Origin of the sequence: Catellatospora sichuanensis (assembly GCF_007483665.1) — a bacterium.
GTDB classification, from domain to species: Bacteria; Actinomycetota; Actinomycetes; order Mycobacteriales; family Micromonosporaceae; genus Catellatospora; species Catellatospora sichuanensis.
Genome location: NZ_VIQO01000012.1, coordinates 123,732 through 142,366 on the forward strand (window position 1 = coordinate 123,732; position 18,635 = coordinate 142,366).

At 69.3% G+C, this 18,635-nt stretch carries 16 protein-coding genes; 12 read left to right on the plus strand and 4 right to left on the minus strand.

All coding sequences use genetic code 11. The features are described 5' to 3' along the window. Positions 1-17 precede the first annotated feature (17 nt). Positions 18-326: a hypothetical protein gene (locus tag FLL47_RS23865; RefSeq protein ID WP_144122793.1), complete on the plus strand. Its 309-nt coding sequence runs from the start codon at positions 18-20 to the stop codon at positions 324-326. 26 nt (positions 327-352) lie between these two features. Here FLL47_RS23865 and FLL47_RS23870 read toward each other — a convergent pair whose 3' ends face one another. Further along, a complete protein-coding gene (locus tag FLL47_RS23870; RefSeq protein WP_144122794.1) occupies positions 353-913 on the minus strand; it encodes a hypothetical protein in 561 nt (186 codons plus the stop codon). Between the two features lie 88 nt (positions 914-1,001). Here FLL47_RS23870 and FLL47_RS23875 point away from each other — a divergent pair, with 88 nt between their 5' ends. Together FLL47_RS23875 and FLL47_RS23880 are read left to right on the plus strand one after the other, a co-directional pair. Beyond that, positions 1,002-2,495 carry a hypothetical protein gene (locus tag FLL47_RS23875; protein ID WP_144122795.1) on the plus strand — a complete coding sequence of 498 codons (1,494 nt, stop codon included), beginning with the start codon at positions 1,002-1,004 and terminating at the stop codon, positions 2,493-2,495. Positions 2,496-2,605: 110 nt separating this feature from the next. Further along, positions 2,606-3,160 carry a snapalysin family zinc-dependent metalloprotease gene (locus tag FLL47_RS23880; RefSeq protein WP_144122796.1) on the plus strand — a complete coding sequence of 185 codons (555 nt, stop codon included), beginning with the start codon at positions 2,606-2,608 and terminating at the stop codon, positions 3,158-3,160. A gap of 102 nt (positions 3,161-3,262) precedes the next feature. Here the strand turns inward: FLL47_RS23880 and FLL47_RS23885 are convergent, their stop codons facing one another. Continuing rightward, positions 3,263-6,697 (minus strand): discoidin domain-containing protein, encoded by a 3,435-nt coding sequence (locus FLL47_RS23885; protein ID WP_144122797.1) that lies wholly within the window; start codon positions 6,695-6,697, stop codon positions 3,263-3,265. Positions 6,698-7,778: 1,081 nt separating this feature from the next. Between FLL47_RS23885 and FLL47_RS23890 the strand changes: the two genes are divergently transcribed. The 5 genes from FLL47_RS23890 (at position 7,779) to dhaK (ending at position 11,886) form a co-directional block, all read left to right on the plus strand. After that, positions 7,779-8,423, plus strand: a complete 645-nt coding sequence (locus FLL47_RS23890) for an ester cyclase (RefSeq protein ID WP_144122798.1) — start codon at positions 7,779-7,781, stop codon at positions 8,421-8,423. A gap of 176 nt (positions 8,424-8,599) precedes the next feature. Next, positions 8,600-9,460, plus strand: coding sequence for a class II fructose-bisphosphate aldolase (locus tag FLL47_RS23895; RefSeq protein ID WP_144122799.1), 861 nt, complete (start codon positions 8,600-8,602; stop codon positions 9,458-9,460). After that, positions 9,454-10,239, plus strand: a complete 786-nt coding sequence (locus FLL47_RS23900) for an HAD-IA family hydrolase (RefSeq protein WP_222106169.1) — start codon at positions 9,454-9,456, stop codon at positions 10,237-10,239. Before FLL47_RS23895 ends, FLL47_RS23900 begins: the two co-directional genes overlap by 7 nt. Beyond that, positions 10,236-10,877 (plus strand): dihydroxyacetone kinase subunit DhaL, encoded by a 642-nt coding sequence (dhaL, locus tag FLL47_RS23905; protein WP_144122800.1) that lies wholly within the window; start codon positions 10,236-10,238, stop codon positions 10,875-10,877. Before FLL47_RS23900 ends, dhaL begins: the two co-directional genes overlap by 4 nt. A 13-nt stretch (positions 10,878-10,890) precedes the next feature. Beyond that, positions 10,891-11,886, plus strand: coding sequence for a dihydroxyacetone kinase subunit DhaK (gene dhaK, locus FLL47_RS23910; protein ID WP_144122801.1), 996 nt, complete (start codon positions 10,891-10,893; stop codon positions 11,884-11,886). A gap of 1 nt (position 11,887) precedes the next feature. On the opposite strand, the gene FLL47_RS23915 is transcribed toward dhaK, so the two are convergent. Continuing rightward, complete coding sequence (locus tag FLL47_RS23915) at positions 11,888-12,853, minus strand: tetratricopeptide repeat protein (protein WP_144122802.1); 966 nt, start codon at positions 12,851-12,853, stop codon at positions 11,888-11,890. A 148-nt stretch (positions 12,854-13,001) separates the two neighbouring features. Here FLL47_RS23915 and FLL47_RS23920 point away from each other — a divergent pair, with 148 nt between their 5' ends. Together FLL47_RS23920 and FLL47_RS23925 are read left to right on the plus strand one after the other, a co-directional pair. Beyond that, entirely contained in the window at positions 13,002-13,511 is a 510-nt protein-coding gene (locus FLL47_RS23920) for a SigE family RNA polymerase sigma factor (protein WP_144122803.1), read from the plus strand. Then, positions 13,508-14,737: a TolB-like translocation protein gene (locus FLL47_RS23925; RefSeq protein WP_144122804.1), complete on the plus strand. Its 1,230-nt coding sequence runs from the start codon at positions 13,508-13,510 to the stop codon at positions 14,735-14,737. The genes FLL47_RS23920 and FLL47_RS23925 overlap by 4 nt, the downstream gene beginning before the upstream one ends. 74 nt (positions 14,738-14,811) lie before the next feature. On the opposite strand, the gene FLL47_RS23930 is transcribed toward FLL47_RS23925, so the two are convergent. Continuing rightward, entirely contained in the window at positions 14,812-15,204 is a 393-nt protein-coding gene (locus tag FLL47_RS23930; protein ID WP_222106193.1) for a cysteine hydrolase family protein, read from the minus strand. Positions 15,205-15,557: 353 nt separating this feature from the next. On the opposite strand from FLL47_RS23930, the gene FLL47_RS23935 reads away from it, so the two are divergent. Together FLL47_RS23935 and FLL47_RS23940 are read left to right on the plus strand one after the other, a co-directional pair. Next, positions 15,558-16,424 (plus strand): sulfotransferase domain-containing protein, encoded by an 867-nt coding sequence (locus tag FLL47_RS23935; protein ID WP_186315877.1) that lies wholly within the window; start codon positions 15,558-15,560, stop codon positions 16,422-16,424. A 261-nt stretch (positions 16,425-16,685) separates the two neighbouring features. Continuing rightward, a complete protein-coding gene (locus FLL47_RS23940; RefSeq protein WP_186315878.1) occupies positions 16,686-18,455 on the plus strand; it encodes an FG-GAP-like repeat-containing protein in 1,770 nt (589 codons plus the stop codon). The last annotated feature ends 180 nt before the right edge of the window (positions 18,456-18,635 follow it).

An 18,635-nucleotide genomic window follows, 5' to 3' on the forward strand; every position in this document is an offset into this window, starting at 1 on the left:
TGCTGGAGGAGGTGACCGTGTCGATCGGTCAGGGCATGCTGCGGGTGACGCTGGCGTATCCGTCGCTCACCCGGCTGTACCGGACGAGCACGCCGCGGCTGAGCGTCGACGGGGTGGACCAGCTGGTCCGGAGCTGGGGTACCCACACCGTGGCCGTCGCCGCCGGGCCGCACCGGGTCGTGGTGCAGATCGTCCCGAAGAAGGGCGAGCCTTTCGGCCAGGCCGAGGCGAGGGCCATCGTCGAGCTGGGCGCTCAGACGGTCGTGGAGTACCGCGCGCCCCGCTTCCACCGCCGCGGGAAGCTCACGATCGCCAGAGCGGTGTAGCCGGGCCGCATCGGTCGCCGGCCGGTTCACGTGCGGTCGGCGCGGGACCAGATCCGGCGCCACCGCTCGTGCTCGGTCGGGTCCGGCGACCGCACGCCGGGGCCGCGCGGATCGACGCCGCAGCCGGGGCAGCACTGCCGCAACGAGCGGGCGCTGCCGCAGACCGGGCACACCGCCGACCAGTCGGCGCCGGAGGCGTATGCGCGGATCAGGCGCCCGACCACCACCGGGAGCGGCTCGTGCGGGTGGACCTCCGGATCTGGGCAGTACGCCAGCCGCCACAGCTGGACGCGCCACACCTGAGCCTGCGCCTGGGCCCGGTCGGCCGCCTTGTCCCGGCGGTGCTGCTCCTCCTGCGCCCGCCACAGCAGCCGGGCGGCCTCGAGCTCGTCGACAGCGCGGACCAGTGACTCGGGATCGTCGTCGAGGCGGCGCGGAATGCGAGCGCTGACCAGCAGGTGGTGCCAGGTCGCGCGGTAGCCGTACGGCCCGAACGCCAGCGCACACCCGCGCAGCGCCCAGAGCCGGCGCTCCACCGGCACTGCGTGGTCGCGTACGCGCCGGGCGGCGCTGGGAAAGCTGGTCACCGTCCGCACCCTAGCCGCACGCACCCACGCCGATCACCCTGTTTCCAGCCACGGGTCCGCATTGTCGCGGGGACGTATGCTCCCGGCCATGCATGGAGCTGAGCTCGACGGGGTGGCCGTCACGTGGCAGGACCTTCCCGGGGACGTGAAGGCGTCGCTGGTGTTCGGCGTCGGCGCGCGTGATGAGGACGTCGACCGGATCGGGCTGAACCACCTGGTGCAGATGCTGGTGCTGGAAGCGGTCAGCACCGAGGCCGACCAGTCGACCAGCTTGCTCGACACCGCGTTCACCGCGTCCGGGACCCCGGCCGAGGTCGCCGAGCACCTCGTCGAGTGCTGCGCCGCCCTGGCCGCGCTGCCGCTGGACGACCTCGCGGAGGTCGCCGCGCTGGCCGACGCCGGCGATCGGGCGATCTCGCTCGACGTCGAGATGGACGACCCGTGCCGCGACCCGTGGGGTTCGCTGCTGGCGCGGCGCTTGGGTGCCGCCGGGGCCGGGGTGCTGCGCTGGCCGCCGGTCGACTACACCGACTTCACCGCCGACGAGGTGCGCGCGCACGTCGCGCGGTACTTCAGCGGCGGCAATGCCGCCCTGGCGCTCACCCGGGCGCCGTGGCCGGGCCTGCGGTTGCCGCTGCCGGCCGGCGAGCGGCCCGACCGCCCCGACCCGGTCGCGGTACGGCCTGGCGGGGGCTGGTACGCCGACGAGGTCGTCGCACCCGGCATCGCCGTGACCGCGCCCGCCGGACCGCACGCGCAGCTCGTGCTCGCGCTGCTGAACCGACGGGTCGCCGCGGCGCTCGACAAGGCCGGGCTCAAGTGCTGGCAGACGCCCTGGTACACCCCGGCCACCGCCGCGACGGTGGAGATCGGCCTGAGCCTCCACTTCACGCAGCAGCGCGGCCGGGACTCGGCGCGGGTCGCGGCGGTCCTGTGGGAGCAGCTTCGCTCGCTGGCCGCGCAGCCGGCGGCACCGAGCGAGCTCGCCGAGGCCGTGACCTGGCACGGCGGCGACCCGCTGGACCTGCCCGACGAAGTGCGGCGCACGGTCGAGCGGCTCGGCCTGGCCGAGGCGGTGCGCGACGCGGCGACGATCGGCAGGGTGGCCACGGTGGCACGGCTCGGCCTGCTGGGCGTCTTCGACGGCGCCGGGCCCGCCGAGGTCGCCGCCATGGCGCAGCTGTCCCCGGCCGAGGTGCGCGCGGCGGTCGCGTCGTGGCTGGGCACGGCGCTGGTGGTGGTGCCGGTCGGCACCGAGGTGGGGCTCGACGGGCTGGCGCGGGTCGGGTGCCCGCTCGGGTCGTACGTGCCGCAGGGGCAGGTGCTGCGGCCGTCGCTGTGGCGCAGGATGCGCGGCACCGACGAGCACCTGGTGCTGGCCGCCGACGGAATCCACCAGGTACGGGCCGACGGTTCCGTGCACGGCTTCCCATACGCCGACGCGATGCTCGTGGAGCAGGGCGAGCAGGTGCTGCTGGGCAACGTCCGCCACGGGTGCCTGGTGGACGTGACGCACCTGGGCGACGTCGCGGCGCTCGCCGCCGGGCTGCCGCCGCGGCGGTTGCGCCGCATCGCGACCTGACGGCCCGCTGCCCTTCGCACAGCGCACCGACGCCGCACCTCCGCTGCCGCAGCATGCCGAAAACTAATGCATATATTGAAATGCCTGATGGTTTGCGTGATGGTGTGTGCATGAGATCTCACCTCGCGCGAATCGCAGCGGCCACCCTTGCCGCGATCGCGATGACCCTGTCCAGCCTGCTTGTCGGCAGCGGCACCGCCACCGCGGCTCCCGCACCCGCCGCCGTCCGGGTGCTCTACTACGACGCGAGCCAGGCCGCCGAATTCGTCAACGTCGTACATCAGGGCGCGGCCAACTGGAACGCCCGAGTCGGCAACGTGCGCCTGGAACGGTGGACCTCCGGTCGCCCGGTCAACATCCGCGTCTACGCCGACAACGGCTGGCCGCGCGCCTACGTCAATTCCCTGGGCAACGGCACCGTGTACATGGGCCGCCAGGCGACCGCCCAGGGCCACAACCCCACTCGCATCGCCGCCCACGAACTCGGTCACATCCTCGGCCTGCCCGACCGACGCACCGGCATCTGCTCCGAGCTGATGTCCGGCAGCAGCGCCGGCACCTCCTGCACCAGCGCCTTCCCCAACGCTCAGGAAATCACCAAGGTCAACAACCTGTTCGCGAGCGGCGCACTGATCACCGCCGGCTGGCGCCAGGACGTCGCCTGACAGCGTGTCCACGCACAGGTGACCGAGGCCGGTCCACGCACAAGAGGAAGGGAGCTGGTCCGGATTGCGCATCCGGGCCAGCTCCCCCATTTCTGCGGTGGGTCAGACCGCCGGCTCTACCCAGATGTTGCGGTAGTACAGGTTCGCGCCCGGGTCGCCGTGGTCCTGGAACCGCAGCGGGCCGGGTGCCGAGGTCTCCGCGGCGCCGTTGCCGGTGGGACCGTTGATCTCGGCGTTGTTGATGACGGTGACGCCGTTCCAGACGACCGTGACGCGGGCGTTCTCGGTCTTGGTGGTCCCGTTGTACCGGGCCGCACGGAAGGTCACCTCGTACGTCTGCCAGGTCTGCGGCGCGGTGGCCGCGTTGACCGACGGTGCGATCTTCTCGTAGATCGCGCCGCACTCGTTGTTGGCCGGGGTGGTGTCCCCGAACGAGTCCAGCACCTGCAGTTCGTAGCGGTCCTGCAGGTAGATGCCGCTGTTGGCCCGTTGCTGGCCGGTGACGTCGCCCGGCAGCAGCGGCAGCCAGAACTCGGCGTGCAGCTTGAAGTCACCGAACGCCTGCTTGGACTTGATGTCGCCGCCGAGGACCTCGACGCCGCCGTTGCCCAGCGGCCAGGTGACCGGGGCGCCGTTGGAGTGCTGGAAGTTGTTCATGTTGGTGCCGTCGAACAGCACGATCCGGGTCGGCTGGGTCGTGGTGCCGTAGGCCTCGAACTCGTAGATGCGGGCGGCGCCGTTGCCGTCGCTGGCCGGAGTCGTGACGTTCAGCCTGATGTAGCGGGCCTGGGTCGCGGTGATGTTGTGCGTCGTGATGCTGGCCGTGTTGGCGGTGACGGTCGCGACCGTGGTCCAGCTGGTGCCGTTGGTGGACACCTGGAGGTTGAAGTCGCGGGTGTTCCAGGCGGTGTTCTCGCCACCTGCGCCGGCGTGCCTGACGACCAACTGGCTGACCGTCTGTGCCGAGCCGAGGTCGACCTGCAGCCACTTGGTCGCGCCTGACGAGCACCACTTGTCCGCGTTGCCGCCCGACACGCTGCCGTTGACCGCCTTGGCGGGGCCTTCGGTCGTGCCGCAGGAGCTGTCCGCCGTCGCCACCTTGTTGAGCGCGAGGTTGCCGGTCGGCGGTGCGGTCGTGCCGTACGCCTCGAACTCGTAGATGCGGGCCGCGAGGTTGCCGGTGGTGCCGCCCGCGGTGATGTTCAGCCTGATGTATCTGGCCTGCACCGCCGTGATGTTGTGGGTGGTGGTGCTGGCCGTGTTCGCGGTGACGGTCGCCGCCGTGGTCCAGCTCGTGCCGTTGGTGGACGTCTGGATGTTGAAGTCACGGGTGTTCCAGCCCGTGTCCTCCCCACCGGCGCCCGCGTGCTGGACGACGAACCGGTTGACGGTCTGTGTGGTGCCGAGGTCGACCTGCATCCACTTGCTGGTGCCGAGCGAGCACCACTTGTCGGCGTTGCCGCCGTTGACGGTGCCGTTGACGGCCTGCGCCGGGCCCTCGGAGGTGGCGCAGGAGCTGTCGGCGGTGGCCGGCTTGTTCAGCGCCAGGTTGCTGGACGGGGCCTGGCCGGGGATGTTGTTGAGGGTGTACCAGACCTCGGTGTTCCACAGCGACTGGCCGTTGCTGGAGCCGAACGGCTTGGGCGAGCGGATGTGCACCACCCGGCCGGCCTTGAGGCCGTTGATCACCAGGGTGACCTTCTTGCCGTCGGCGGACAGGGTCGCCGACGACACCGACAGCGTCTCCTCGTCGATCTTCGGGCCGCCGTAGGCGGCGGTCGGGACGTAGCGCCACTGCTTGACCCGGTACTTGGTGGCCAGGTTGGTGGCGGTCGCCGCCGACACCGGCTGGGTGTACTCGATCTCGAACCCGTTGGACAGAGCCTTCATGTTCAGCATGTCGAAGGCGTTGCCGCCGTTCGGGGCGAGTTTCTGCAGGCCGAAGTTCAGCTTGCCGGACTGGCCCCAGTTGCCGCCGCCGCCGATGCCGCCGACGTAGATCGCGCCGTCCGGGCCGACGTTGACCTCGGACACGCCGGCCTCCAGGCCCTGCGTCATGCGGAACAGGGCGCCCTGGTACTCGCCGTTGATCTTCTCCACCGCGGCGCGCTGCAGGCCGCCGTAGGTGACGTCACCGATGACGAACTGCCCGGCGTACAGGCCGCTGGTCATGTACTTCGGGGTGCTCGGCGAGTTGCCGATCTCGTTCTGCGGCAGCCAGATCACCGGCGGGGTGACCGGGGCGCTGTCGAACGGGCCGGCCGGGTTCAGGTAGTGGTTGAAGAAGCGGCCCTGCTTGATGTGCACCAGCTTCGAGGCCGGCTGCCAGCCGCCCTGGTTGTCGGTGACGAACAGGCCGTTCTCCGGGCCCCAGCCGATGCCGTGCGGGGTCCGCAGGCCGCCGGCGACGTACGTCCACGCGCCGGTGTCCTTGTTGATCTTGATGGTGGTGCCGCGGTTGCCGACCACCTGCGGGTTGGTGGTGTTGCCGCCGTAGTCGATGCCGACAGACAGGTTGAGGTAGAAGAACGGGGCCTCATACACCAGACCGAACGCGAACTCGTGGAACGTGCCGCCGTACGGCCAGGTCGCGACCTGCTGGTACTGGTCGGCGACCTCGTCGCCGTTGGTGTCGACCAGCCTGGTCAGCCGCATCTTCTCCGATACGTAGACCACCCCGTCGACGATCTTCAGGCCCATCGGCTCCTTGAGGTTGCTGCCGATGCGTTTGGTCGTGACAGCACCCGGAGTGGTGGTGCCGCCCGTGTTGCCCAGGATCCAGACCTCACCGGCCTGCGAGGTGCCGGAGTCGTTCGTGCCACCCCAGGTGCAGATGACCAGGCGGCCGTCGGCAAGCCAGTCCATGCCGGTCACCCGCGGCTCGAAGCCGCTCGGGCGCAGGTTGGTGAGGGTGAAGTTCGGGTGCACCGAGGTCAGCGGCAGGCCGTCGCCCGGCGAGTCGCCGGTGCCCTCGCACTCCTTGCGGCCCGGGGCGGTGACCCGCACGACGCCGGCGTCGGTGCTGAGCACCGAGTTCGGCACGGTCACGAACGTCGACGAGCCGGGCGTCTGCCACTGCAGGGTCAGCTGCTGACCGCCACCGGCCTCGAAGAAGTCGATGCGCAGCGCGTGGTAGCCGGTGGTCAGGGTGACCGCACCGTCCTTGGCCGTCGCGCCGTGCAGGCCGTCGTGGTTGATGACCACGTTGTCATCGATCAGCAGGCGGGAGCCGTCGTCGCTGATCAGCCGGAAGTTGTAGCTGCCGGCGGTGGGGATGTTCACGTAGCCGAGGGCCTGGGTGTAGAAGTTGTCTTCCAGACCGAACTGCGCGGCCGTGGTCCAGTCGATCGTCGACATGAGCTTGTCGACGTTGGGGGTCTGCGCCGGCTTGAGGTTGCAGAGGGCGCTCAGCGCGACCTGCAGGTCGAAAGTCCGCAGCGTGATACCGGGTGTCTGCGGGGGCGGGGCGGCGGCTGCCGCGGTGGCGGGCAGCCACCCAGTCGCGGCGACGACCGCTGCGGTGAGGGCGCTCGCCATGGTCAGGCGCGCCCATCGGGACGGAGCTAACACTTTTCCTCCAGTGAGAGCGGGACTGCTGCGCACCGTTCGTCGACGAGGCATCCCGCTCGCAGCGGCGTGCCAGGACATTGGACGGACGCGTGGTTTGTCCTGAAGCGACCTGGCACGCCGATGCCTGGCATAGAAACTTTAGAATTCTTTTTTCGACATGTACAGATGTTCTTAAACTTTGATCACAACTTTCGACGATCGCGGCAGAAGTTGTGGGACACAGCTAGATGAGCCCGGGTGATGGCGAGCCGTGCTCGCTCGTCCAACCGGGCGGAACGCTGTTCAACACGCGCTATTGCGCCATTTTCGACTGACGTTTGTCAATGGAGGCGCCCGACAAGGGCGTTGAGGGCGATGGCGGCCGGACCGTGGCGGGTGTGGGACATGACGACGGCAAGGCCTACCCTCCACTTTGACCACCGCTCGTGTCGCGGATGGACACGCTGGTCGGCGGCCGGCAGGCCACCGCATCCATGCACTCCAGCAGCCCACACGCGGCCGGAACGAATCGAGATCATCACCGGCCCGAAGGCCAATCAACTTTCAGGGTTCCGCCGATGGCCCAACATGGATAGTCTCACTGCGACTGCCGAGCGGGGGAGGTTTCGGTGGGCCTGACGCCTGCCAGCCGCGGACGCGGACCGGCACCAACGCCGGGCGCCCCGGCGACGGTACACCGTGCTGCGCACCGGTGGGACGTTTGCTCAGCGACGGCGGCCGAGTCCGCTGCCACCTGTGCGGGAGCCGGTTCCGGGCGTCGGCCGGTCATCTACGGTCGCCGCGCACCGCGACGGCCACGCCGATGTCTGCACGTTCCTGCGGCATGCCCATCTGCGGCAGCATCAAACGGTCGCCGCACAACTGACGCACCGGCGCGGACCGGGTGCGACGTGGCGGGTACCGGCTGGCGAGACCGGGCCGCCCGAGCCGACCCTGCACCGGCGGTGGTCGCAGGCGGCTCGCGGTCGAATGAGCCCCATCCCAGACTCTCGGCAGGCGGCCGGCCTGCCGTGACCCCTAAACGCTCGTGAAAGGACGGAAACCCGTCGTGTCCGAAACCCCTCTGTGGCTGCAAGGCCGCACCGCCGTCATCGACGCCGCCGACCAGTCAGCCTGGCGTGACGGTGCCACCCCCGACTACCACCTCTCCCACACCGTCATGCCGGGTCAGCGCACCACCCAGCACGCACCCGACTCGCTCGAGGCGATCGTCGAAAGCATCGTGCAGGTCTTCGAGATGGAGGTCTCGTACAAGAAGGACCCGGCGACCTGGGTGTCCATGGTGACCGAGCACTTCCGGACCAACGTCAACGGCGGAGCGTGGGCCAGCGCGCAGGACATCGTCGACATCGGCAGCTACAACATCCTCATCGGCGACAGCCCGTTCTACCGCAGCGGCCAGGAGTCGTTCGAGTCCTCGCACCACATCTTCCACAAGGCCTTCCCGGGCGGGTTCTACTGGGAGGTCCTGGAAGTCATCAGCCCGCCGCCGGTCGTCACGTTCAAGTGGCGGCACTGGGGCGCGTTCGAGGGCGAGTACCACGGCCACCAGCCGGACGGTAAGACGATCGAGATGTTCGGGATCAGCGTCGCCAAGGTCAGCGACGACCTGAAGCTGCTGGAGGTCGAGCACTACTACGACCCGAACCAGTTCCTCGGCAAGCTCACCGGCGGCTGTCCCGTCGCGCACTGACGACACCCCGGCGGGGCCACCCGGGACCATCCGGGTGGCCCCGCCGCTTGCGCTGCACCAGCTACGCGAACCAGAATCGGGCGTTGGGCCCAGACGCGACATGACGGGTCCATACCGCCGACTGGGGTTTCGCGTCTCAACGGTCCGGGATCCGTTCGGGTTCTACCCTTCGCCATATGGGTGTCGTGCCGCTCAAGGAGATCGTCGACCGGGCAATGCGCGAGCGGTACGGCGTTCCCGCCATCAACATCGTCAACGACCTGACGATGGAAAGCGTGCTGGCCGCCGCAGTCGAGCGCCGATCACCTGTCATCGTCCAGACCTCGGTGAAGACGGTGCTCTCGATCCGGTCCGACGTGCTCATCGCGATGTGGCGGGCGATGACGGCCGGCATCGAGGTGCCGGTCAGCCTCCACCTCGACCACTGCCCCGACCGTGCGGTGATCACCGAGTGCCTGGCCAAGGGCTGGAACTCGGTGCTGTTCGACGCCTCCACCCTGCCGGTCGAGGAGAACCTGCGGCAGACCGTCGAGGTGGTCGCCGAAGCCCGCGCCCACGGCGCACACGTCGAGGGCGAGATCGAGGCGATCACCGGTGTCGAGGACGGCATCGGCAGCGACGAGGCGTCACACCGCCAGACGCTGGACGTCTCGGTGCACTTCGTCGAAACGTCCGGCGTGGACGTGTTCGCGCCGTCGATCGGCAACGCGCACGGCGTCTACTCGGCCGAGCCGCACCTCGACGGCCAGCGGGTCAGCGACATCGTCGCGGCGACCGGCGTGCCGATCGCGCTGCATGGCGGCACCGGCCTGACCGACGCGCAGTTCAGCGACCTGATCGCCCGGGGCTGCGCGAAGGTCAACGTGTCCACCGCACTGAAGATCACCTACATGACATCGAACCTGGCGTTCCTGCGCGACACGGAGACGAAGGGCAAGTGGGACCCGCCTTCGCTGTTCAAGCACGTCGCGGCGGACGTCACCGCGATGGCCGCCGGCTACGCCGACCGCTTCGGCAGCACGGGGCGGGCATGGTGACCGCCCTGATCTTCGACTGCGACGGTGTCCTGGCTGACACCGAACGCTACGGGCACCTGCCCGCGTTCAACCAGACGTTCGCCGAGTTCGGGCTGCCGGTGCGGTGGGACGAACAGGAGTACGGCCGCAAACTCGCCATCGGCGGCGGCAAGGAACGCATGGCGAGCCTGCTGACACCGGAGTTCGTCGCCGCCGCCGGGCTGCCGCACGACCCGGCCGGACAGGCCGAGGCCGTCGCCGCCTGGCACCGGCGCAAGACCGAGATCTACACCGCCATGGTCGCCGCCGGCGACCTACCGGCCCGCCCCGGCATCGCCCGGATCGCCGAGCAGGCCCACGCCGCCGGCTGGCTGCTGGCCGTCGCCTCGACATCGGCCGAACCGTCCGTGCGGGCGGTGCTCGAACACGCCGTCGGCCCGGACCGGGCCCGCGACTTCACCGTGCTCGCCGGCGACGTCGTGCCGCGCAAGAAACCCGCGCCCGACATCTACCTGCTCACACTCGACCGGCTCGGGCTGGCACCGCACCAGGCCGTGGTCATCGAGGACTCCCACAACGGCCTGGCCGCGGCCGCCGCGGCCGGAATCGCCTGTGTCGTCACGGTCAACGACTACACGGCCGACGAGGACTTCACCGGCGCCGCGTTCGTCGTCGACTCGCTCGGCGAACCGGACACCGGCCCGGTCACGGTCCTGGCCAACGACAGCCCGGCCTCGCCCGGCACGTATGTCACGCTGGCCGACCTCGCGGCCGTTCTCGTCGGAAGGGACACGCGATGACCGACAACCCGCTGCCGCAGGTCGAGTTCGTGGTGCGCACGATCGCGCAGACCGCCGTCGCGAACGAGAAGTACTTCGGTGACCTCGACGCCGTCGTCGGCGACGGCGACTTCGGCTACTCCCTGGCCCGCGGCTTCGAGATCGTCCTCGCCGACTGGGACACCTTCGACCGCACCGACGCCGCAACGTTCCTGCGCAAGGTCGCGGTCGTCATCACCAGCCGGATCGGCGGAACCTCCGGACCGCTGTGGGGCACCGCGTTCCTGCGTGCGGCCACCGCCGCCACCGGCAAGACCGATTTCGACGGGCAGACCGTCGTCGCGATGCTGCGTGCGGCGACAGAGGGCATCCAGGCCCGCGGCAGCGCCAGCCTCGGCGACAAGACCCTGCTCGACGCGCTGGTGCCGGCCACCGACGAGATCGCCCGCCAGGTTGGCCTCGGCAGCGACGGACCGACCACGGTCCGCGCCGCCGCAGCCGTGGCCCGGGCCGCCGCGGACGACACCGCCAAGCTCGAGGCCCGCCGCGGCCGGGCCAGCTACACCGGCGAGCGCAGCATCGGCAGCGTCGATCCCGGGGCGGTCGCCGTGGCCGTCATCTTCGAAGCCGTCGCCGACGCCTGGCCCGCCGCATCCTGAAGGAAGGCCCGTCATGAAGAAGTTCGTCAACGATCCCCGCCAGTTCGTCGCCGAGATGCTCAAGGGCGTGGCCCTGGCCAACCCGGACACGTTGCGCTACGTGCCCGAATACAACCTGATCATGCGGGCCGACGCCCCTCGCGACGACAAGGTATCGGTCATCCAGGGCTCCGGCTCCGGCCACGAACCGGCCCACGTGATGATCGTCGGCAAGGGCATGCTCGACGCCGCCTGCCCCGGCGACGTGTTCGCCGCCCCGCCCATGGACTACGTGCTGGAGACCAGCAAACTGCTCGCCACGCCGAAGGGCGTGCTGCATCTGATCAACAACTACACCGGTGACCGGATGGCCTTCGACATGGGAAAGGAGATGGCCGAGGCCGAAGGCGTGCAGATCCGGACGGTGCTCGTCGATGACGACGTCGCGGTCGCGGACTCCACGTTCACGATCGGCCGACGCGGCGTCGCCGGGAACTTCTTCGTGATCAAGGTGGTCGGCGCGGCCGCCGAGGCCGGTGCCGACATCGACGAACTCGTGCGGCTCGGCAACAAGGTCAACTCCGTCACGCGCACCATGGGCATGGCCCTCACCTCATGCACGCCGCCGGCGAAAGGTTCGCCGCTGTTCGAACTCGGCGACGACGAGATGGAGATCGGCGTCGGGATCCACGGCGAGCCCGGGCGTCGCCGGGAGAAGCTCGCCGCTGCCGACACCATCATCGACGAGCTGCTGGAAGCGGTGGTGACGGACCTGCCCTACGAGCGAGGCGACGACGTCGCCCTGATGATCAACGGACTGGGCGGTACCCCGATAGGCGAGCTGTATCTGCTCTACGGCCGCGCCCACGAGCAGCTCGAGGCCCGCGGCATCCACGTGCGGCGCAACTACGTCGGGGAATACTGCACCTCCCTCGACATGGCCGGCGCCTCCCTGACCCTGGTCAAACTCGACGACGAGATCGTCACCGGCCTTGCCGCACCGGCCGAGATCGCGATTCGGACCTTCTGACCTACGCAGGGCGTTGCAGGCCGAGTCGATCGAGCCAGTCGTCCACGTCGGATCCGCCGGCCTCCGCCCGGTCGAGCCAACGCGCCGCGGCCAGCGGATCAGGCCCGACGCCCTGTCCCGTCAGGAGCATGACGCCGAGAGTGGCGGCGGCCTGCACGTTGCCTGCGTTCGCGGCGCGCTCGTAGTAGGCGGCCGCGGCCGCCTCGTCCTTCGCGAATCCCTGGCCGGTGGCGAGACCGGCCGCGACGTTGTACAACGCCCTCGGCTGCCCCCGGTCCGCGGCACGTACCAGCCAGTCATGCGCCGTCTCGGCGCTGCGTGGCACGCCCTCGCCGGTGGCATGCAGGACGTACAGCTCGAACATCGCGTCGGCGTTGCCGGCCGCAGCAGCCCGTTCCTGGGTGGCGGCGGCGGCGGCCGCGTCGCCCAGCGCGTACTGCACGAGCGCATACCGGTAGGTGGCCACGCCGCCGGAGTCGTCGACGCGCAGCGGGTCGAGCAGCGACAACGCGAACCGCTGCGCCTCCTTCGAGCCATGGCGGCACGCACTGGCGAACATCAGCGCGCCCGTCCGGTCGCCGCATGCGGCCGCCTCGGCGAAGCACCGCAGGGCGGCGCCGACGGGCTCGTCGCCGGAATCGGGAAACGGAACCGCTGACGGCCAGGCAACGGGCTCCGTGCGCAGCTCGGCGTTCAGGTAATACCGACCCAGCCGTACCCAGGCGCCAGCGCGCCCGGCCAGGGCGGCTGCCGCGTATCCCTGCACCATCACGCCGGACGCCTCGACGGGCAGGATGCCGATCATCATGTCGCCACGCATGATCCGGCGATCGATCTCGCCGCACAGGTTCTCGAGCACTGCGGCGTCGACGGGGTCGGCCGACATCACGTCACGCGCCTCGGCCAGCAACACTTCTCCCGGCACGGCGGAGAACTCACTTCTCTGCGTCGTCACGGCGACGAGCAAACCACAATGCGTCGTCGGCGCAGCCGTCGCGGTCGCCCCCGGCCCTGACGCGCGGTGGTGCCTGCCGTCATGCTGGCCCGCAGAATGCCCGCGGATCCACCCAACCGTTCGGCACCGGGTGACGTTGTGTTGCGTGAAGGAGGTGCCGATGGACCGCTATGCGGGGTTCGACGAGTTCGTGCAGGCGCGGGGTGCGGCGCTGTCGCGAACCGCGTTCCTGCTGACCGGTTCGCACCATCTTGCGGAAGACCTGCTGCAACAGGCGCTTGCGAAGACGGCGGTGCACTGGCCGCGGGTCAGCAAGGGCGGCAACCCGGAGGGGTACGTCCGCCGCGCCATGATCAATGAGCGGACGTCGTGGTGGCGCCGCCGCAAGGTCATCGAGGTTCCGGCTGTCGATGAGGCGCTGGGTCGCGAACAGGGGCCGGATCAGGCCGAATCGGTGGTCAGGCGGTTGGCTGTCCTCCACGCGCTGGCCACGCTCGCTCCTCGGCAGCGTGCCGCGGTGGTGCTGCGTTACTTCGAGGACCTCACCGAGCCGCAGATCGCCGAAGAGCTGGGCTGTTCCGTCGGCACGGTCAAGTCGCAACTGCACGATGCCATGAACCGACTCCGCGCGGTGGCTCCCGCGATGCTCGCGGAAGGAGCACTCAAGTGAAGGACGGATTCGGCACACTGCTGGACGAGGCTGCGGCCCACGCGCTCAACTATGCCGATGCCCGGCAGGCGATCGGCGTCGCCCGCCGTCGACGTGCACTCCGGGCGACCGGCGCTGCTGCCATGGTCGTGGCTTTCCTGCTGGCGGGTCCGTGGACCTGGGACCGGATCGAGTCGTCGCCACCGGCTGCACCCGCCCGGACCCATCCGGTCTACCCGCCGAAGGTCGTACCGCCCGAGTCGGCAGAGTTGCTTCCGGCCGATCGACCCGTCGGCGCAGCGGCGTTCCTCTACAGCCCCTGCCCTCACCCTGACCGGTGTCCCGAGTATCTGGTGATACCGGACGGACACCAGTATCTGATGCCGCCGCTGGCGGATCGCCTGCACGCCACAAGCAAGTACACCCTGTCGCCGGATGGCCGCTACCTCGGCTGGGACGCGGGTGAGCAGTATCGGATTCGGGACCTGCAGGGCAGCACGGCGCTGGATGTCGAGGTACCCGGCGCGGGCCGTGAACTCAGCGCCGCCGGATGGTCGCCCGACAGCCGGTACGTTCTCGTGGTCCGGCATGAAGACGCACCACGAACCTACGTCCGGGTGGCGCTGGACGGTTCGTCGGCACCGGTGACGATCCCGCACGACGACACGCCGTCCCCCACCCGGGAGGCCGTCGCGCAAGTGCTGAACACCGGCGATGTGATCCTGGCCGGCCCCGAGGGAGACCCGCCTGTGGTTCGGCTTCGCATCGTCGACGCGGCGACCCTGCGGGAGAAGCGCCGCATCGAGATCGATCGGACCGGCATGCCGAAGGACTGGGAGGTTGCCTCAGCGCAGTTCCTGCTGGCACCCTGCGGCTGCGAGGTCAGCTTCCCACTGTGGGCACACCAGACTCACTGGGCGCCTGACCTGGGACAGAACGTCGAAACCGGGGTTGCCCCGGTGTGGCACGCCATTCAGACGGGCCTGCTCCGGTATGAGCTGACCTCCGGACATCTCATCAGCCGTCATGATGTCCCTCCGCCGAGCACCGACCGGAAGAAGACGAAGTTCACGTCGATGTGGGCGGTGAAGGCCGACCTGGCCGGCGGCCAGGTCGCCCTGAACTGGCGTGTCGACAGAGCGGAGATCGTGCTGGTCAACTCCGTGAACGGATCACACAATGTCGTCACGCGATTGCCCGCGGGCGCGGTGGTCCTCGTCCGCAGCGCGACGACCGCGATCTATTGAAATCGGTGTCCTCTCCTACGGCAAGCGGGGTGTGGGCAGTCGGCCCTCACCAGTCACCGATCCATGACAGGGCGTCACCCGACGCGAGCGATCCGGCCCAGAGCACGATCGTGGAGACTTCGGCCTGGGCCGGGAAGAACCTTGGTGGTGAGCACGGCATGCACCTCGGGATCGCTGTCGTGGCAGCCGTCGGCCAGGACGGTGAGGCGGTAGTCCAGGTCTGCGGCCTGCCGCAGTGTCGACAGTACGACGCCGCTGGTGGCGATCCCGGTCAGCATGAGGTGCTCGATCCACTGGGCGCGCAGCAGCAGGTCCAGGTCGCTGCCGGCGAACGCGGACACCCGGCGGGCAGTTTGGTAGGTGGCACAGAGTTGTTCGAGGCGTTCCCGCAGTGCTGCCGTGTCCGTATCGGGGCGGTGCAGCGCCGCCCAGAGCTTGGCTCGAGATCGACCGCGGTAGCTTCCCAGGGCTGTTCCGGCTCGATGAGTCCGTCGCGTGCGCGTTCAAAGATCTTGTTCCGTGCGTGCCTGGCGATGCCGTGGGAATCCGATCACGGCGCAATACGGCGGTTCGTCGAGGTCGAACGCATGCGGGTGGGGTTCGTCGGCATCGGGAAGCCCTAAGGCCGGCAGCAGGTCAAACGGCAGCTCATAAGCAGCACCTGCGAAGCGGCGGTCGTCGTCGTCTCGGCCAAGAAGCGGCCCAGGGGCCGCTTGTCTATCAGTTAGGAATGTTGCAAGATGTCTGTCTTCGATCACTCTCGATGCCCCGCTGTCGACGGCGTCGCTGGTGCCTATCAGGGAACGGCTCTGGAGGTCGCGTGCTGCTCGTCTACTCCGGCCGCCACAAGGCGGCGTCCAGCTGGTCGCGCGCCATCCTCCGAGAGGCCGCCGCCCTGCTCGGCCTGAATATGGTCACCGTCATCGCACCGGAGCAGTGGGCGCCCTACGGCTCGCTGGCCGAACTCGTCCGGCAGGAACGGGTCGACCTCCTGTCGCTGACCAACATCGAGCAGCGGCACTACGAGACGCTGCCACCGCGGCGCACCGTCAACGTCATCCGCGACCCACGCGACATCGTGGTCTCCGGATACTTCAGCCATCGCAACACCCACGGCGTGCACGCGCTCGGGGTGACCTGGCACGAGCTCATCGACCACCGCAAACGCCTGCTGGAGCTGGACGTCCCGGACGGCCTGCTGGAGGAGATCGACTTCAGCGGCTACTTCCTCGACCACATGAGCACCTGGGACTACCACCAGCCGGAGGTGCTGGAGCTGCAGATGGAGAACCAGATCAGCGACCAGGTGGCCGTGTGGACGCAGATCTTCGAGCACTATGGGCTGCTGGTGCCGCCCCGGGCGGTCGGCGAGTGGGTTCGTAAGGCCGCGGTGCGATGGCGCCTGGGCGTGCTGCGGGCCGAGCCCGGCGGTGCCAGGCTGCGCCGTGCGCTGCCCGCGTTCAGCCTGGACCGGCTGCCCCGCTCGTACGTGCCGCTCGCGGTCGGCCACTACACGTTCACCCGGCTGTCCGACTCGGACCGCAGGCCCGGTGAGGTGGATGAGATGAACCACTACCGCAACGGCGTCCCCGGGGACTGGCGCAACCACTTCACCGAGCGGCACCGCAGAGCCTTCCGGGCGCGGTATGGCGACCTGGCGGAGCGGCTGGGTTACGCCGCAGAATAGCTGGTCACCGAAGCCCGTACGCCGCCACGGAGACCGACCGCGGAGGTGACGATGTCCGAAGCTCATGAGGCGTGAAGTGCAATGTCCATTGTGGCCGATGTCCGCCTGAGCCATTGACGCTCATGTGTGTCGGGCGGTATCTTGCCCGCGCCCGCAGCGATCAGGCCTGCGGCAGATACACGGGGGCAATACATGAGAACAAGGCACCGCTGTGCGCTTTTTTCCAGCGCCATCCTGACGGCATCTCTCGGCGTGCTGGCCGTGACAGGTCCCGCCCACGCCGATCCACCCGCCGCCTCGCTGGTCGAGGACGGCGCCTACCCGGGCGCGGCGGCGATCCTCGCCACGCAGAACGTACGACTGCTCGCAGGCGACGGGCACATCATCATCGCCGACTGCGCCACGCCGCCGTCCGGCGGCTTCGGCGTGCTGAAGGTGTACACCACCGACGAGACCATCGGCGCCGACGGCATCGGCCGGGTCTGTTTCAAGGTCAACGCCGCCGCCGGCTGGCTCAACCTCGAAGTCCCCGGCGTGTACGAGATCCGCGGCGACGGCCAGAGCACCGGCACCGGACACGAGGTCACCGCCGAACTCACCACCGACACCGGCGACCAGATCACCGTCGACGTCGACCCCGACGGCAGCACCCAGGTCGGCCTCGGCGCCGACCCCGACAACGAACCGACCATCCTGCTGCAGCTGCGCGCCGGTGACGGCCCCGCACCCGTCGCCGGCACCCAGCCGGCCATCGGCAAACTCGTCACCGCAGACCACAGCTGCACCGCGACGCTCATCGGCCGCGAATGGGCCCTGACCGCCGCCACCTGCCTCACCCCGAACTCCGCCCAGGGCACCCTGGTCGACGGCCCACCGGCCGGTGACACCCACCTCGTCCTACCCGGCAAGACCCCGATCGCGATCACACACCTCCTGCCCAGAACCGACCGCGACGCCGTCCTGGCCAAGCTCGCGACCCCGGTCACCGACGTCGCCGCCCTGCACCTGTCCCACACCACCCCGGCCATCGGCGCGGTCCTGCCCGGCACCGGCTACAGCCGGACCGCCACCACCTGGACCACCGACACCCAGCAGACCGCGGCCACCACCGTCACCGCCGTCACCGCCACGACGCTCGTCGGAACGTTCTCCGGTGGCCCGGTGTGCAAGGGCGCAGCGGGCAGCCCTGTCCTCAACGCCAACGGCGACGTCGTCGCCATCCGCACCCACTCCGGGCAGGCCGACTGCTTCGACACCACGGCAGGCACCACCGCCGTCACCGACACCCGCGTCGACGACATCGCCGCTTGGACGGCCGAACAGACCTGGACGGGCTTCGACGATCAAGCCGAGCCTTGGTACACACCGGACGGCTGGAATTCGAGCCAGGCCAAGTACAGCGCCGGCGACTTCAACGGGGACGGCAAGACCGACCTCGCGGCGTTCTTCGACTACGACAACTCCAGCACCGGGCTGTGGACCTGGACCCGCAACAGCAACGGCGGCTACGACCACGTCAAACTGTGGCAAACCCCCGAAGGCCAGCTCACCCAGCCCGCGATGACACCCCTGACCGGCGACTTCGACGGCGACGGCAACATCGACATCGCGGCCTTCTACGGCCACGTTTCGTGGATGACCAGCCTGTTCATCTGGAACGGCAACGGCGATGGCACGTTCGGTCCGCAGACGGAGCCTTGGTACACGCCCGACGGCTGGAATTCGAGCCAGGCCAAGTACACCGCCGGCGACTTCAACGGAGACGGCAAGACCGACCTCGCGGCGTTCTTCGACTACGACAACTCCAGCACCGGGCTGTGGACCTGGACCCGCAACAGCAACGGCGGCTACGACCACGTCAAACTGTGGCAAACCCCCGAAGGCCAGCTCACCCAGCCCGCGATGACACCCCTGACCGGCGACTTCGACGGCGACGGCAACATCGACATCGCGGCCTTCTACGACCACGTTTCGTGGATGACCAGCCTGTTCATCTGGAACGGCAACGGCGTGGGAACCGGCAGGATCTAGCGACGAAAGGCGCTGCCGGTGGTCCGCAGCCTGCGGACCACCGGCAGCTCATGATCCGTTCCCGCCGATGCCCTTTCGGGTTCGAATGCGGGCGGGGTTGATCTAGCGGATCGCTCGGATCGAGCAGCCGACGACGCTCGCCGAAGATGATCACTCCATCTTCTGAGCGCAAGGACTGCG

Excerpts from the sequence above, each read along its gene's own strand:
- FLL47_RS23875 (WP_144122795.1), top strand. The coding sequence starts at position 1,002 with ATGCATGGAGCTGAGCTCGACGGGGTGGCCGTCACGTGGCAGGACCTT.
- FLL47_RS23880 (WP_144122796.1), top strand. The coding sequence starts at position 2,606 with ATGAGATCTCACCTCGCGCGAATCGCAGCGGCCACCCTTGCCGCGATC.
- FLL47_RS23885 (WP_144122797.1), bottom strand. The coding sequence starts at position 6,697 with ATGGCGAGCGCCCTCACCGCAGCGGTCGTCGCCGCGACTGGGTGGCTG.
- FLL47_RS23895 (WP_144122799.1), top strand. The coding sequence starts at position 8,600 with ATGGGTGTCGTGCCGCTCAAGGAGATCGTCGACCGGGCAATGCGCGAG.
- FLL47_RS23900 (WP_222106169.1), top strand. The coding sequence starts at position 9,454 with ATGGTGACCGCCCTGATCTTCGACTGCGACGGTGTCCTGGCTGACACC.
- dhaL (WP_144122800.1), top strand. The coding sequence starts at position 10,236 with ATGACCGACAACCCGCTGCCGCAGGTCGAGTTCGTGGTGCGCACGATC.
- dhaK (WP_144122801.1), top strand. The coding sequence starts at position 10,891 with ATGAAGAAGTTCGTCAACGATCCCCGCCAGTTCGTCGCCGAGATGCTC.
- FLL47_RS23920 (WP_144122803.1), top strand. The coding sequence starts at position 13,002 with ATGGACCGCTATGCGGGGTTCGACGAGTTCGTGCAGGCGCGGGGTGCG.